Genomic DNA, 14,164 nt, shown 5'->3' on the forward strand with positions numbered 1-14,164 from the left:
GAGGGATCGGGGGCATCCAGTGCGGGCAGTGCAGCCGGACACCGGGGCCGCGCGGCGGCTGATCGTCATCGTCCTGTTCGAGGGTGTCGACCTGCTCGACGTGACCGGCCCGCCCGAGGTGTTCTCGCTGGTCAGGCGGGAGACCGACGACGCGGCCGGCTACCGGGTCACCCTCGCCGCCGAGACCATGGCACCGGTCACCACCGCGGCGGGCGTGCGGATCCTGCCCGACCTCACCTTCGACCAGGCCGCCGAGGGCGGCATCGACACCCTGCTGGTGCCCGGCTCGGTCGAGGTGGACGACCGGCGCCGGGTCCGCGCGCTCACCGATCCGGCGGTGGTCGAGCGGGTCCGCATACTGGCCGCCCGCTCCCGCCGGGTGGCCAGCGTCTGTGTCGGCGCGCACCTGCTGGCCGCCGCCGGGCTGCTGGACGGCCGGCGCGCCACCACCCACTGGTCGACCGCGGGCCAACTCGCCGCCGAGTACCCGCAGATCGAGGTCGACGCCGACCCGATCTTCATCCGCGAGGGCGAGGTCTGGACCGGCGCGGGCATCAGCGCCTGCCTGGACCTCTCGCTCGCCCTGGTCGCCGAGGACTTCGGCGAGGAACTGGCCCTGCGGGTCGCCCGCCAGCTCGTGATGTACCTCAAGCGCCCCAGCGGCCAGAGCCAGTTCAGCGTCCCGCTGGAGCCGGTGTCCACCACCCGGCGGATCGAGGAGCTGCGCCACCACATCCTGCGCAACCTCTCCGGGCGGCTCACCGTCCCGGACCTCGCCGCCCACGCCCACGTCAGCGAACGGCAGTTGACCCGGATCTTCAAGACCGAACTGGGTACCACGCCGAGCGCCTACATCGAGTCGGCCCGGGTCGAACTCGCCCGCCACCAGCTGGAATCGGGCGATGCCACGCTCGAACGCATCGCCACCGCCTGCGGGTTCGGCACCACGGACACGCTGGTACGCGCCTTCCGCCGCCGGCTCGGCACCACGCCGACCGACTACCGGCAGCGGTTCCGGACCACCGCGGCGGCGACGGGTACGGCCGTCACGGCAGCCGGACGACCGGGTGAGGCCGTCACGGCAGCCGGACGGTGAACGCCGTACGGCCCGCCCGGCTCGCCGCGTCCACCTCTCCGCCGTGCGCCCGGACGACGGCCCGGACGATCGCCAGCCCCAGCCCGGTCGAGCCGGTGGCGCGGGAGCGGGCGCGGTCGCCCCGGACGAAGCGCTCGAAGACCCGGTCGAGCAGCTCCGGCGCGATCCCCGGCCCCTCGTCCGTGACGCTCAACTCGACCTGACCGTCGGCCCGTTCACGTTCGATCCGCAGCTCGACCCCGGTGCCCGCCGGAGTGTGGGTCCGGGCATTGGCCAGCAGGTTGGCCACCACCTGGCTCAGCCGGTGCTCGTCGCCGCGGACCAGCACCGGGTCCTCGGGGAGGGCGAGCCGCCAGCGGTGGTCCGGGCCGGCGGCGCGGGCGTCGGCCACGGCGTTGAGGGCGATCCGGGTCAGGTCCACCTCCTCGCACGCCAGCGGACGGCCCGCGTCCAGCCGGGCGAGCAGCAGCAGGTCCTCGACGATCGCGCCCATCCGCACGGCCTCGGCGTCGATCCGCTCCAGCGAGTGCCGTACCGGCGCCGGTACGGCCCCGGGGTGGCGCAGCGCCAGTTCGGCGTGGCCGCGGACGGCCGCCACCGGAGTGCGCAGCTCGTGGCTGGCGTCGGCGGCGAAGGCGCGCAACCGCTCCTCCACCGCGTGGCGGCGGGCGAGGGCGTCGCCGACGTGGCCGAGCATCCGGTTGAGCGCCGCGCCGACCCGGCCGACCTCGGTGCGCGGATCGTCGTCCGGCACCCGTTCGGCCAGCAGGACCTCGCCGCTGGCCAGCGGCATCGCGCTGACCCGCTCGGCCGTGCCCACCACCCGCCGCAGCGGCCGCAGCGACCAGCGGACCCAGAGCGCCCCGGCGGTGCCGGCGGCCGCGACGGCGATCGCGAAGACCGTCAGTTCCAGGGTCTCCAGCCGCCGGACGGTGTCCTCGGCCGGGCGCAGCGGCAGGCCGCTGACCAGCGTGTCGCCGTCCCGCCCGGCGACCGCGCGGACCCGGTAGCGGCCCTGCTCCCCGCCGAGGTCCAGGGTGCGGGCCGGGCCGCCGGCCGGCAGGGCGGCGAGGGAGCGCTGCTGGGCGGGGGTGAAGGTGATCCGGTCGTCCTCGTCGTCGGGGCCGTCCGCGTCGTCGGCGTCGCCGTCGACCACACCCGCCGCGGTGACCCTGCCGTCGAGCAGCCGGACGCCGAGGGTGCCCGGGGTCTGCGCCCGGGTGTCGGGGCCGCCGCCCTGGCCGGTGTGCTCCAGGCTCGCGGCGTAGCGGCCGCCGGACTCGGCGAGCTGCTGGTCGAGGCGGTCGACCAGGAAGTGGCGCAGCGCGGCGGTGGTGGCGAAGCCGACGGCGGCGCAGGTGACGACCAGCAGCACCAGCAGGCCGGCGATCAGCCGGGCGCGCAGGGTCCGGGGCAGCGGCCTGATACGGGACAGGGGGCGGGACAGCGGCCGGGGGCGGGCCCGCCTCATGTCGCGGCCTTGATCAGGTACCCCGCGCCCCGCACCGTGTGGATCATCGGGCTCCGGCCCGCGTCCACCTTCTTCCGCAGGTAGCTGATGTACAGCTCGACGATGTGCGCCTGCCCGCCGAAGTCGTACGACCAGACCGCGTCCAGGATCTGCGCCTTGCTGAGCACCTGCCGGGGGTGGCGCATCAGGTGGGCGAGCAGCGCGTACTCGGTCGGGCTCAGCTCGACGGTCTCGCCGCCGCGGGTCACCTCACGGGCCCGGTCGTCCAGGACGAGGTCGCCGAGCACCAGCGCGTGTGCGGGCGGCCGCCGCGGCGCGGACGGCGGGGCCGCCCGGCGCAGCAGTCCGCGCAGCCGGACCACCACCTCGGCCAGGCTGAACGGCTTGGTCACGTAGTCGTCGCCGCCCGCCGCGATGCCCGCGATCCGCTCCTCGACGGCGTCCCGGGCGGTGAGGAAGAGCACCCGCACCTCGGGCCGCGCGGCGTGCACCCGGCGCAGCACCTCCAGTCCGTCGAGGTCGGGCAGCATCACGTCGAGCACCACGGCGTGCGGCTGCCAGGCCGCGGCGGCCTCGACGGCGGCCAGACCGGTGGTCGCGCCGCGCGCCTGCCAGCCCTCGTAGCGGACGGCGCCGCAGACCACCTCGACCAGGTCCGGCTCGTCGTCGACGACCAGGACGCGCCACTGCGGGCGGTCGGCGCTGTCGTCCATGCTGCTCCCTCGGGCTCGTGCTGCGCGGCGGACGGTGGCGGACAGTGTGGACCGCCGCGATGAGAAAGCCCTGAGACCTCCGGGATCCGTTCGCGGCCTGCCGATCCGCTCCGACCTGCGACGATGCCGTCGGGCGCGGGCCCGGCGGCCGGTCCCGCTCAGAGCGGGCTCAGAGCTTGCGGTGTCATCGTGGACCGCCTCGGCGGCACCCGCCGCCGGGCGCCGAGGAGGTACCCGATGACCACTGCCGCCACACCGCAGCCGCGGCCCGGGCCGCGGCCGGCCCCCGCGGGCCGGGGGCACCGGGCCGGGCCGCGCCCGCCGTTCGCCCTGGAGCCGACGGTCGCGCTCGCCCTGATCGCCGTCGGCGCGGTCGGCGTGCTCGCGCTCTGGTGGGCGAGCACCCCGGCGGTCGTCGGCGCCGCCGGCTGGCTGACCGGCGTCGGCCGGATCACCGGACTGCTCGCCGGCTACGCGGCCCCGGTCCTGCTCCTGCTCATGGCCCGGCTGCCGCCGCTGGAGCGCGGGGTCGGCGCGGACCGGCTGGCCCGCTGGCACGCCTTCGGCGGACGGTGGCTGGTGGCCGCCGTCTCGGTGCACGTGCTGACGGTCGTCTGGGGCTACGCGCTGACCGACGGGCGCGGCCCGGTCGGCGAGGGCGTGGAGGTCGTCCTCCACTACCCCGAGATGATCAAGGCCACGCTGGGCACCCTGCTGCTGCTCGGCACCGGCGCGGTCTCCGCCCGGGCCGCGCGCCGCCGGCTGTCCTACGAGACCTGGTACTACCTGCACCTGGCGACGTACCTCGCGGTGGCGCTCGCCTTCTCCCACCAGCTGGCCACCGGCGCCGACCTGGGCGACGGCCCCGGCCGCGCCGCCTGGTACGCGCTCTACTTCGGGACGGCCGCGCTGCTCGGCTGGTACCGGCTGGCCCGGCCGTGGCTGCTCGACCGGCGGCACCGGCTGCGGGTCGCGGAGATCCGGCCCGAAAGCCCCGGCGTGGTGTCGCTGTTCCTCACCGGGCGGCGGCTGGACGAACTGCGGGCCGAGTCCGGCCAGTTCTTCCGCCTCCAGTTCCAGGCGCCCGGGCTGCGCTGGGCCGCCAACCCGTACTCGCTGTCCGCGCCGCCGCATCCGCGCTTCCTGCGCTTCACCGTCAAGGACCTCGGCGGGCACAGCGCCGCGGTGGCCGCCCTGCGCCCGGGCACCCCGGTGCGCGCCGAGGGCCCGTACGGCGCCTTCACCGGGCGGCGGCTGCGGCGGCGCCGGGTGCTTCTGCTCGGGGCGGGCGTCGGGATCACCCCGCTGCGCGCGCTGTTCGAGACCCTGCCGGGCGAGCTGACGCTGGTCCAGCGGGCCCGGCGGCCGGAGGACCTGCTGTTCCGCGCGGAGCTGGCCGAGGTCGCCCGGCGGCGCGGCGCGGTGGTGCACGAACTGCTCGGCGCACGTGCGGAGGTCGGCGACCTCGGCGCCGCGCTCGCCCGGCTCGTCCCCGGCCTCGCCGAGCACGAGGTGTACCTGTGCGGCCCTGAGGCGCTGACCGGGGAGGCCGTCCGCGCGCTGCGGGCGGCGGGGGTGCGGCCGGGGCGCATCCATCACGAGAGCTTCTCCCTCTGAACCGTCCGACTCCGAACCGTCCGACTTGAACCGTCCGAGCCTTCTGAACCCTTGGGAGCGTCGATTCCATGCGCCGAGCCGTCGTCACCAGCGCCGCCACCGCCGCCGGGGTGGTGCTGCTGCTCTCGCTCAAACCGCACGAGGCGGCCGGGCCGGTCCCGGTCATCGGGTCGGGGGCCGGCTCGGGCGCCGCTTCCGGGTCCGAGGCGCCGGAGCCGTCGAACACCTCCGCCTCCCCCGCGCCGTCCGCGTCCGCCGCCCCCGCGGGCGCCGCCCGGAAGGTCGGCGGCGACACCGTCAACACCCGGTACGGCCCGGTGCAGGTCCAGGTCACGCTCACCGGCAGCCGGATCACCGCCGTCGACGTGCTCAAGTACCCCGCCTCCGAACGCCGTGACCGCGAGATCAACACCACCGCCCTGCCCCTGCTCAACCAGGAGGCGATCTCCGCGCAGAGCGCCGCGATCGACGTCGTCAGCGGCGCGACGTACACCAGTGACGGCTACATCCGCTCGCTGCAGAGCGCCCTCGACCGGGCCAAGGGCTGAGCCGCCGTGCTCCGCCACGCCGAGCCCGTGATGGGCACCGTCTTCTCCGTCGTCGTCCGCGACCCCGGCCCCGGGACGGCCGCCGCGCTCGACCGGATCGTCGAACGGCTGCACCGGATCGACGCGGTGTTCTCCACCTACCGGCCCGACAGCGACATCAGCCGCCTCGACCGGGGCGAGCTGGCCCTCGCCGACTGCGATCCCGACGTCCCCGCCGTCCTCGCCGCCTGCCGGGAGGTGGCCACCGAGACCGACGGCTGGTTCACCGAGCGCCCCGGCGGCCGGCTCGACCCCAGCGGCTGGGTCAAGGGGTGGGCGGTCGAGGAGGCCGCCGCCCTGCTGCGCTCCTCCGGCGCCCGGCAGTACTGCGTCAGCGGCGGCGGGGACGTGCAGACCGGCGGCGGGCCCTGGCGGATCGGCGTCGCCGACCCCGGCCGGCCCGGCCTGCTCACCGCCGTGCTCGCCGGCCACGGCCTCGCCGTCGCCACCTCCGGCACCGCCGAGCGCGGCGCCCACGTCCTCGACCCGCACACCGGCCGCCCGGCCCTCGGCTTCGCCTCCCTCACCCTGGTCGGCGCCCCGGGCACCGGCATCGCCCGCACCGACGCCTGGGCCACCGCCGCCTTCGCCATGGGCCCCGACCGCGCCCTCGCCTGGGTCGCCCGTCGGCCCGGCGTCGAGGCGCTCGCCGTCCTCCCGGACGGCAGCAAGCGCTGGACGCCCGGCCTGCCCGGCCACCTCCCCGCCGCCGGCCCGGCCGACTGGCGGTCCGCCGTCCGCTGACCCGGCTGCCCCCGCTCCTGCTCCTGCTCCTGCTCCTGCTCCTGCTACGCCTCCCGCTTCTGCTGCGCCGCCCGCCAGGCCTCCCAGGCCACCAGCGGCGCCAGGTACGACCAGCGGTGCGAGCCGTCCGGGCAGACACCGCCCTCGACCAGCGCGGACACGGTACGGCGGGTGAACGGCACCCACACCGCCATGTCGTGCTCGAACGTGCTGTGGCAGGCGTCGCGGCGGCGGTCGATCTCCGCCGCGTCGAGCCGGGCCCGGACGGTGGCGACCAGCGTGTAGCAGGACGCCGGTTCGCTCCAGCCCAGCCAGGTGATCACCGCCGGTCCGACGTCGGCGGGCAGCAGCCCCAGCTCCTCCTCCAGCGCCCGGTGGACCAGCCCGTAGAAGTCCTCGGCGGCGCCCGGCTCGTCGCGGTACTTCATCGTCTCGTTGATCCCGACCGTCCACTGCGCCGGGAAGGTCCTGACCGCCAGTGAGCGCCGGAGCAGCAACAGCCGGCCGGCGCGGTCCCGCACCGCGACGCAGGCGCTGACCATGGTGGGCGGCGCGCCGGCCACGAAGCTCGTCAGCCCCTCGTCCAGCGCCTCGCGCAGCAGCCGACCCGCCTCCGGGTCCTCGCGGCCCAGCCCGGTGGTGGCCATGCACTCCGCGTAGTCGCTCTCGGCGATGGTCACCTCGCACACCCGGGCGGCGCTGTGCTCACCGTGATCGACCGTCAGCCGCGAGATGTACGCCGTCCGGCCCGCCGCCCCGGCGGCCCGCTGCCGCGCCACCTCCTCGGCCCACCCGACCGCGTCCAGCACGTGCGGGCGTTCGACCCGCCCTCCGTACGAGGTCACCAGAGTTCCGGGGGACAGCGGCCGGGCCGCCGACCAGGTGATCAACGGCGCCAGGCCGTCCGCCCGGACGTCGTGCGCCCGGGCCGCCGCCGACAGACTCGCCCGCCGCACGCTCGGCGCCGGGACCCGTGAACCGATGCGTGAGCCGCCGTACTTGGCGAAGTCGTAGACCAGATTGGTCACCACGCCGAGCAGCAGCGCTCCGCCGATCCCCAGCAGCCATTCCACCCCAGGCCCCCCGCCTTCATGATCCGCCCGCCCCATTGTGGGGTCGGGCGGACGCCCGGGGAAAGGCCTCGCGTCCGCGAACGCATCCGTCCGAGCCGGCCGCCCGGCCGATCCACCCGGCCGGTGTTAGGGTGATCGACAGTCGACTCGGAGGCGCTGAACGATCGTGCGGGCAGCCGGAATCGACGCCACGGCGACCGCCAGGTCGGCGCTGCGCCGCTTCCCCTCCGCCGCCGGGTACGCGCTCCGCTGCCTCGCCACCGGGCTGGGCGCGCTGGTCGCGTCGGCCCTCCTGCTCGTCGTCCTCGCCCTCTGCCTCGTCGGCCTCGGCCTGCTGCTCCTCCCCGGCGCCGTTCACCTGCTGGGCCGCTACGCGGAGTTCCACCGACGGCTGGTCGGCCGGCGACTGGGCTCGGAGGTCCGCGCGCCGTACCGCGACGATCCCTTCCGCAGCCGTACGTCGCCCCTGCGCGATCCCGCCGTCCGCGAGGACCTGTTCCGGGACCTGCGCTGGCTGCTCGCCCACGGCACCGTCGGCACCGCCCTGTGCGCGGCCGGTCTCACCCTCTGCAGCCACGCCGTCAACTGGCTGACCGCGCCGCTGTGGTGGCGGCTCCTGCCGGCCGAGCGGGACGCCGTCATCCTGCTGAACGTCGACTCCTGGCCGGTGGCGGCGATCGCGGCGGTCGGCGGCGTCGGCTACGCCGCCCTCGCGGTCGCCGTCCTGCCGTTCCTCGCCGACCTGCACGCCCGTGCCTCCCGTCGGCTGCTGACCGCCCCCGGCCGCGAGTCGCTCGCCCAGCGGGTGCACCGACTGACGGTCAGCCGGTCCGCGGCGCTGGACGCCCACGCCGCCGAACTGCGGCGCATCGAACGGGACTTGCACGACGGCGCGCAGGCCGACCTGGTGGCCGTCTCGCTCCGGCTCGGCATGATCCGCCGGGCGCTCGCCCACCGCCCGGACCACGTCGCGGAGTTGGTGGACTCCACCCAACTGGTCACCGAACAGGCCCTGGAGTCCCTGCGGGCGCTCGTCCGCGGCATCCACCCGCCCGTGCTCGCCGACCGCGGGCTCACCGAGGCCGTCCGCTCGCTCGCCGCCCACTGCGCCGTCCCCACCCGGACCGATCTCGACGGGGCGGCCGGCCCGCCGCCCCGCGCACCGGCCGCCGCCGAGGCCGCGGCCTACTTCGTGGTCGCCGAGGCGCTCACCAACGTCGCCCGGCACAGCGGCGCCTCCACCGCCCTGGTCCGGCTGCGGATCACCGCCGACGCGATCGCCGTCCGGGTCGAGGACGACGGCAGGGGCGGCGCCGCCGAGGGCACCGGGAGCGGCCTGCCCGGCCTGCGGCGGCGCGTCGCCGCCTTCGACGGGACCATCGACCTGTCCAGCCCGCCCGGGGGCCCGACCGTACTGGAAGTGGACATCCCATGCGCGTCCTGATCGCCGAGGACAACGCCCTGCTCCGCGAGGGCCTGGCCCTCCTGCTGACCAGCGAGGGCCACGAGGTCTGCGCGGCCGTCGAGCACGGCGACGACCTGCTGCCCGCCCTGCTCGACCACCGCCCCGACGTCGCCGTGGTCGACGTCCGGCTGCCGCCCGGCTTCCGCGACGAGGGCCTGCGCGCCGCCGTCGAGGCCCGCCGCCGGCTCCCCGCCCTCCCCGTCCTGATCCTCTCCCAGTACGTCGAACACGCCTACGCCACCGAGCTGTTGGCCCAGAGCGCCACCGGGGTCGGCTACCTCCTCAAGGACCGGGTCGGCCGCGCCGAGGAGTTCCTGGAGGCCCTCCGCCGCGTCGCCGAGGGCGGCACCGCCTTGGACCCCGAGGTCATCAACCACCTGATGGCCCGCCGCACCGGCCCCGACCCGCTCGCCGCCCTCACCCCGCGCGAACGCGAGGTCCTCGCGCTGATGGCGGAGGGCCACAACAACCCCGCCATCGCCCGGCTCCTCTTCCTCGCCGAGAGCTCCGTGAACAAGCACATCGGCCACATCTTCACCAAGCTCGGCATGCCCACCCCCGACTCCGGCCACCGCCGCGTCCTCGCCGTCCTCACCTACCTCCGCACCCTCGCCGACCGGTAGGCGCGCCTGCTTGCGCCAGTCAGCGGCGTCCCGGCCCCGCCCGTGCCGCGGCCTGCGCGCGGGCGCGGCACGGCTGTTCCGCGGCCCGCGGATGTGGCGTAGCGTGGCCGGATGAACACGAACGCGTCCTCGCGGTACGACGTCGTGATCGTCGGCGGCGGGCACAACGGGCTGGTGGCGGCGGCGTACCTGGCGCGGGCCGGGCAGCGGGTGCTGGTGCTGGAGCGGCTGGCGCAGGTGGGCGGGGCCGCGGTCTCCGCGCGGGCCTTCCCGGGGGTGGACGCCCGGCTGTCGCGCTACTCCTACCTGGTGAGCCTGCTGCCGCGGACGATCGTCCGGGACCTGGGGCTGCGGCTGGACCTGCGGCGGCGCCGGATCTCCTCGTACACGCCCGTCGAGCGGGACGGGAGCCCAACCGGGCTGCTGGTGGACGCGGCCGACCCGGCGAGGACCGGGGAGTCGTTCCGGGCGCTGACCGGCGGCGACCGTGAGTGGCGGGCCTGGCAGCGCTTCTACGGGACGACCGGCCGGGTCGCCGAGCGGGTGTTCCCCACGCTCACCGAGCCGCTGCCCACCCGGGCGGAGCTGCGCCGCAGGATCGCGGACGAGGCCGCCTGGACCTCCCTGTTCGAGGAGCCGCTGGGCGCGGTGGTCGAGCGGACCTTCGCGGACGACCTGGTGCGCGGGGTGGTCCTGACGGACGCGCTGATCGGCACCTTCACCCACGCCCACGACCCCTCGCTGCGGCAAAACCGCTGCTTCCTCTACCACGTGATCGGCAACGGGACGGGCGACTGGGACGTCCCGGTCGGCGGGATGGGAGCGGTCACGGGCGCGCTCGCCGGGGCGGCGCTGGCGGCCGGCGCCGAGATCCGCACCGGCCACGAGGTGACCGCCGTCGCCGCCGACCGCGACGGCCGGGGGCGGGGCGAGGCCGAGGTGTCCTACCGGGACCGGGACGGCGGTACGGAGGGAACGGTGGCGGCCCGGCGGGTGCTGGTGAACGCCGCGCCGGCGGCCCTGGCCCGGCTGCTGGGCGACGATCCGGGGCCCGCACCCGAGGGCGCCCAGCTGAAGGTCAACATGGTGCTGCGCCGGCTGCCGCGGCTGCGCGACACCACCGCCGACCCGCGCGAGGCCTTCGCCGGGACCTTCCACATCGCGGAGGGCTACCGGCAGTTGGCGACCGCGTACGCCGAGGCGCGGGCCGGCCGGATGCCCTCGGCCCCGCCGTCCGAGATCTACTGCCACACCCTCACCGACCCGTCGATCCTCGGCCCGGACGCCGTCCGGCAGGGGCTCCAGACGCTCACCCTGTTCGGCCTGCACATGCCCGCCCGGCTGTTCGGCGACCCGGCGGCCAAGGAGCGCGCGCTGGCCGCGAGCCTGGCGCAGCTGGACTCGGTGCTGGCCGAGCCGATCGCCGACTGCCTGGCCGCCGACGCCGACGGCCGGCCCTGCCTGGAGGCCAGGACGCCGCCGGAGCTGGAGCGGGAGCTCGGCCTGCCGGGCGGCCACATCTTCCACCGGGACCTCGCCTTCCCCTTCCGGGACGCGGACGGCGGGGACGGCCCCGGCGAGCCGGGCAGCGCCGCCGCCCGCTGGGGCGTGGCGACGGACCGCCCGAACGTCCTGCTGTGCGGCGCCGGGGCCGTGCGCGGCGGCGGGGTCAGCGGCATCCCGGGGCACAACGCGGCCCAGGCCGTCCTGGCCGACCTGGCTGACGCGGGCTGACATGGCCGACCTGGGGCGGGCCTGACAGCGGGCGGTCGGCCGGTCACCCGGCGCGTCCGGACACCCGCCCACCTGGCAGGTCACTCCCGGTGGCGGTTTACTGAGAGTGAGCAGGGCAGGAGGGAGGCCCTCCGATGGAATGTCCGCACCCACCCGGTTTCCACGTCGAGGTCCGTGAACGCTACGTCGCCGCCGTGGCGGAGGTGACCCGCCTGGTGCGGGCCGTTCCCGACGACGGCTGGACGGCGCCCACGCCGTGTCGGGACTGGGACGTCCGCACACTGATGAACCACCTTGCCGCACAGCACCTTTGGGTCTGCCAGGCGGTGGCCGGCTACACCCCGGAGGCGATCGGCCACCGGTTCGGGGGTGACGTACTGGGCCGCAACCCCGTCGGGGTATGGGCGATGGCCGCCGACACGGCGGTCCGCGCGCTCCACCAGCAGGACGTACCGGACCTGCTGGTGCACCTGCCGTACGGGGTGCGCGACGCCGGCGGGTACGCCCGCGAGCTGACCGCCGAGACCGTCGTGCACGGCTGGGACCTCGCCCGGGCCCTGGGCGAGACCGGCCGGATGCCGCCGGGCGCCGCCCGGTACGCGCTCGACGAGTTCCAGGGCTACCGCAACCTGGCCCGCACCGGCCTGTTCGACCCGCCACTCGTCACCGCGCCGGGCGCCGACGCCCAGGACCGGCTACTGGCGCTCACCGGACGGGACCCGAACTGGTCCTACGACACGACGCGCTGACGGTCCGTCAGCCATCTCTGGCCCCGGGACCCGCCGGAACCGCCGGACCCCCGCGCCCGGAACCGGGCGCGGGGGGAGGAGGCCAGAGCGGTCACGCTGCGACGGTCAGGCGCGGGCGAGCACCCAGGCGCCGAGGCCGTTGCAGCCGCCCGCCGAGTAGGTGGTGGCGCGGAAGCCGGGCGGGACGGGCGAGCCGGGGCAGGTCCACAGGCCGACCCGGGCGATGTTGTGGTACCAGGCGCCGGCGCCGTCGCAGCCCGCCTGCATGTGGCCGGTGATCACGTACCCGGCGACCACCGGGGAGCCCGAGCAGGTCCAGATCCCGTCGTGCGGGAGGCCGTGCTGCCAGGCGCCGATGCCGCCGCAGCCGGCCCGCAGGTGGTTGATGATGACGTACCCGGGCACGACCGGAGAGCCGGCACAGGTCCATATGCCGTCCTTGACGAGGCTGTGGCGCCACGCGCCGATGCCCCGACAGCCGGACGTCACGTGGTCGGTGATGACGTAACCGGCGACCACCGGGGAGCCGGAGCAGGTCCAGATCCCGTCCTTCGCCGGCTGCTGGTACCAGGAGCCCCAGCCGCCGCAACCCGCGCCGTCGTGGTCGGTGATGACGTTCCCGGCGTCGACGGGCTGCCCGGAGCAGGCCCAGCGGCCCGAGCCGCCCCACCCCGCGGGCTTGGCCTCCGCCGAGGCCATGCCGGAGACCGTACCGCCCAGGACGACGGCCGCGACCAGCGCGAACGCCGCCGCGGCTCCGATCCCCCTTCCGAGGACCGCCGTCGCCGCACGCTTCCACAACTGACGAACATTCATAGCCGTACCACTCCAGTCGGGTCGGGGGGAGGGAGGCGTCCCGACCGCCGGGGTGCCCGGCGGCGGAATCGAGAGTCACCTTACGGGGAGACCGCGTGAGAATTCGGTGGAGGTTCCCGGAATTTCGCCCACGGAGCCACCTTGTCCGAAACCTGCCATCGGACGGCCGGTCCGGTCCCCCGGCACCCGGTCCTCACCGCGTGTGACCAGGCCCGTCCGGGGTGACATCGCGTCCGGACGGGCGCATGGTGGAAGGAAGGACGACACGGACGACCGCCACCGGACCCGCCGCCCCAGGCCCCGGGCGGGCCCGAACGCTTCACATCCGGAGACCCCTCGGTCGCACACCTCCGGAGCACCGGACCTGCCGGGCCACCGGACCTCCGGACCTGCCGGACCTGCCGGGCCTCCGGACCGCCCGTCCGGTGCCGCGGCGGTGGCGTCCTGTCAGCTCCGGGAGGCAGACATGTCCATGGTGCTCATCACCGGCTCGTACCAGGTGTTCCATGACCGGCCCGACGGCGACACCGTCCACTTCCTGCCGCAGGACCCGGGCTTCTGGGGCGACGTCCCCGGGCTCAACCCGGTCAAACGCGACGAGAACGGCGGCGCCTCGCTGCGGCTGGACTCCATCGACGCCCTGGAAACCCACTACAAGGGCGTCGGCCCGGACTTCGCGCATCAGCCGCTGACGCTCGGCGCGCACGCCGCCCGCGACGAACTGCTGACGTGGCTCGGCTTCACCAGGGTCGTGCAGGACGACGAGGAGAAGGTCGTCGTCTCCACGCCGGACTCCGTCCCCGGCTACATCCTCACCGGCGGCGCGGACCCCTTCCGCCGCTGCATCGCGCTGGTCGGGCGCGGCGCCCCGCCGGACGTCGGCGATCCCCCGGCGCCCGCACGCAGCGGCTTCCACCTGGACGTCACCCTCGGCATGCTGCGCGCCACCGCCAACCACCACCTGCTGTCGCAGGGGCTGGTCTACCCCACCTTCTACGAGAGCCTCCCCGAAAAGCTCCGGGCGGACCTGACCGCCACCGCGAAGCAGGCCCGCAAGACCAAGGCCCCCGGCAGCGTCTGGCAACACGACGTGACCACCAGCGGCGCGAAGATCGAGAACCTCGACTCGCTCACCAAGGACCTCGTGATCCTGCCGAAGCTGTTCCGCCGACTCGTCGACTACGTCCGGCTGTTCGGCCCCGACCTGGGCTGCCTGCCCGCCTTCCTGGCCGGCGGCGCCGACGAGTTCACCCTGCCCGAGCTCCGCAAGCCGCCCACCGTCGGCCTGCAGCACGTCGTCGAGGTCATCGGCAACAACACGGTGCGGATGACCCGGCCCATCGAGGACCTGCTGTTCAGCGAGACATGACCCTCGCCGGCCCGCTCTCGAACGTCCAGGTCGCATTCACGCCAGCCGGAAATGCGAAAAGCCCCTGATCCGAGTGGATCAGGGGCTTTTCAGCAATGATTGTTCGG

13 protein-coding genes are annotated in these 14,164 nt (G+C 75.6%); 9 read left to right on the forward strand and 4 right to left on the reverse strand.

Annotated elements, in window-relative coordinates; genetic code table 11:
• Positions 1-28: 28 nt before the first annotated feature.
• Positions 29-1,096: a GlxA family transcriptional regulator gene (locus tag IE332_RS39630; RefSeq protein ID WP_189926553.1), complete on the forward strand. Its 1,068-nt coding sequence runs from the start codon at positions 29-31 to the stop codon at positions 1,094-1,096.
• Here IE332_RS39630 and IE332_RS39635 read toward each other — a convergent pair.
• A complete protein-coding gene (locus IE332_RS39635) occupies positions 1,077-2,567 on the reverse strand; it encodes a sensor histidine kinase (protein WP_189926555.1) in 1,491 nt (496 codons plus the stop codon). The genes IE332_RS39630 and IE332_RS39635 overlap by 20 nt on opposite strands.
• Positions 2,564-3,280 (reverse strand): response regulator transcription factor, encoded by a 717-nt coding sequence (locus IE332_RS39640; protein ID WP_189926557.1) that lies wholly within the window; start codon positions 3,278-3,280, stop codon positions 2,564-2,566. Before IE332_RS39640 ends, IE332_RS39635 begins: the two co-directional genes overlap by 4 nt.
• Positions 3,281-3,517: 237 nt before the next feature.
• On the opposite strand from IE332_RS39640, the gene IE332_RS39645 reads away from it, so the two are divergent.
• The 3 genes from IE332_RS39645 (at position 3,518) to IE332_RS39655 (ending at position 6,228) form a co-directional block, all read left to right on the forward strand.
• On the forward strand, positions 3,518-4,897 hold the full coding sequence (locus IE332_RS39645; protein WP_189926567.1) for a ferredoxin reductase family protein: 1,380 nt from the start codon (positions 3,518-3,520) through the stop codon (positions 4,895-4,897).
• 68 nt (positions 4,898-4,965) lie between these two features.
• Positions 4,966-5,445: an FMN-binding protein gene (locus IE332_RS39650; RefSeq protein WP_189926570.1), complete on the forward strand. Its 480-nt coding sequence runs from the start codon at positions 4,966-4,968 to the stop codon at positions 5,443-5,445.
• Between the two features lie 30 nt (positions 5,446-5,475).
• Positions 5,476-6,228 (forward strand): FAD:protein FMN transferase, encoded by a 753-nt coding sequence (locus IE332_RS39655; protein WP_189926587.1) that lies wholly within the window; start codon positions 5,476-5,478, stop codon positions 6,226-6,228.
• Between the two features lie 44 nt (positions 6,229-6,272).
• On the opposite strand, the gene IE332_RS39660 is transcribed toward IE332_RS39655, so the two are convergent.
• On the reverse strand, positions 6,273-7,301 hold the full coding sequence (locus tag IE332_RS39660) for a hypothetical protein (protein WP_189926572.1): 1,029 nt from the start codon (positions 7,299-7,301) through the stop codon (positions 6,273-6,275).
• 166 nt (positions 7,302-7,467) lie between these two features.
• Between IE332_RS39660 and IE332_RS39665 the strand changes: the two genes are divergently transcribed.
• From IE332_RS39665 to IE332_RS39680, 4 genes are all read left to right on the forward strand, one after another.
• A complete protein-coding gene (locus IE332_RS39665; RefSeq protein WP_229929302.1) occupies positions 7,468-8,745 on the forward strand; it encodes a sensor histidine kinase in 1,278 nt (425 codons plus the stop codon).
• Positions 8,733-9,389, forward strand: a complete 657-nt coding sequence (locus IE332_RS39670) for a response regulator transcription factor (RefSeq protein WP_189926573.1) — start codon at positions 8,733-8,735, stop codon at positions 9,387-9,389. The genes IE332_RS39665 and IE332_RS39670 overlap by 13 nt, the downstream gene beginning before the upstream one ends.
• Before the next feature lie 111 nt (positions 9,390-9,500).
• Positions 9,501-11,123 (forward strand): phytoene desaturase family protein, encoded by a 1,623-nt coding sequence (locus IE332_RS39675; RefSeq protein ID WP_189926575.1) that lies wholly within the window; start codon positions 9,501-9,503, stop codon positions 11,121-11,123.
• A gap of 134 nt (positions 11,124-11,257) precedes the next feature.
• Positions 11,258-11,872 (forward strand): TIGR03086 family metal-binding protein, encoded by a 615-nt coding sequence (locus IE332_RS39680; RefSeq protein ID WP_189926577.1) that lies wholly within the window; start codon positions 11,258-11,260, stop codon positions 11,870-11,872.
• 105 nt (positions 11,873-11,977) lie between these two features.
• Here IE332_RS39680 and IE332_RS39685 read toward each other — a convergent pair whose 3' ends face one another.
• Positions 11,978-12,688, reverse strand: a complete 711-nt coding sequence (locus IE332_RS39685) for a hypothetical protein (RefSeq protein WP_189926579.1) — start codon at positions 12,686-12,688, stop codon at positions 11,978-11,980.
• A 466-nt stretch (positions 12,689-13,154) separates the two neighbouring features.
• Between IE332_RS39685 and IE332_RS39690 the strand changes: the two genes are divergently transcribed.
• Positions 13,155-14,057, forward strand: a complete 903-nt coding sequence (locus tag IE332_RS39690; protein WP_189926581.1) for a nuclease — start codon at positions 13,155-13,157, stop codon at positions 14,055-14,057.
• Positions 14,058-14,164 lie beyond the last annotated feature (107 nt).

The organism is Kitasatospora xanthocidica (assembly GCF_014656195.1).
GTDB classification, from domain to species: Bacteria; Actinomycetota; Actinomycetes; order Streptomycetales; family Streptomycetaceae; genus Kitasatospora; species Kitasatospora xanthocidica.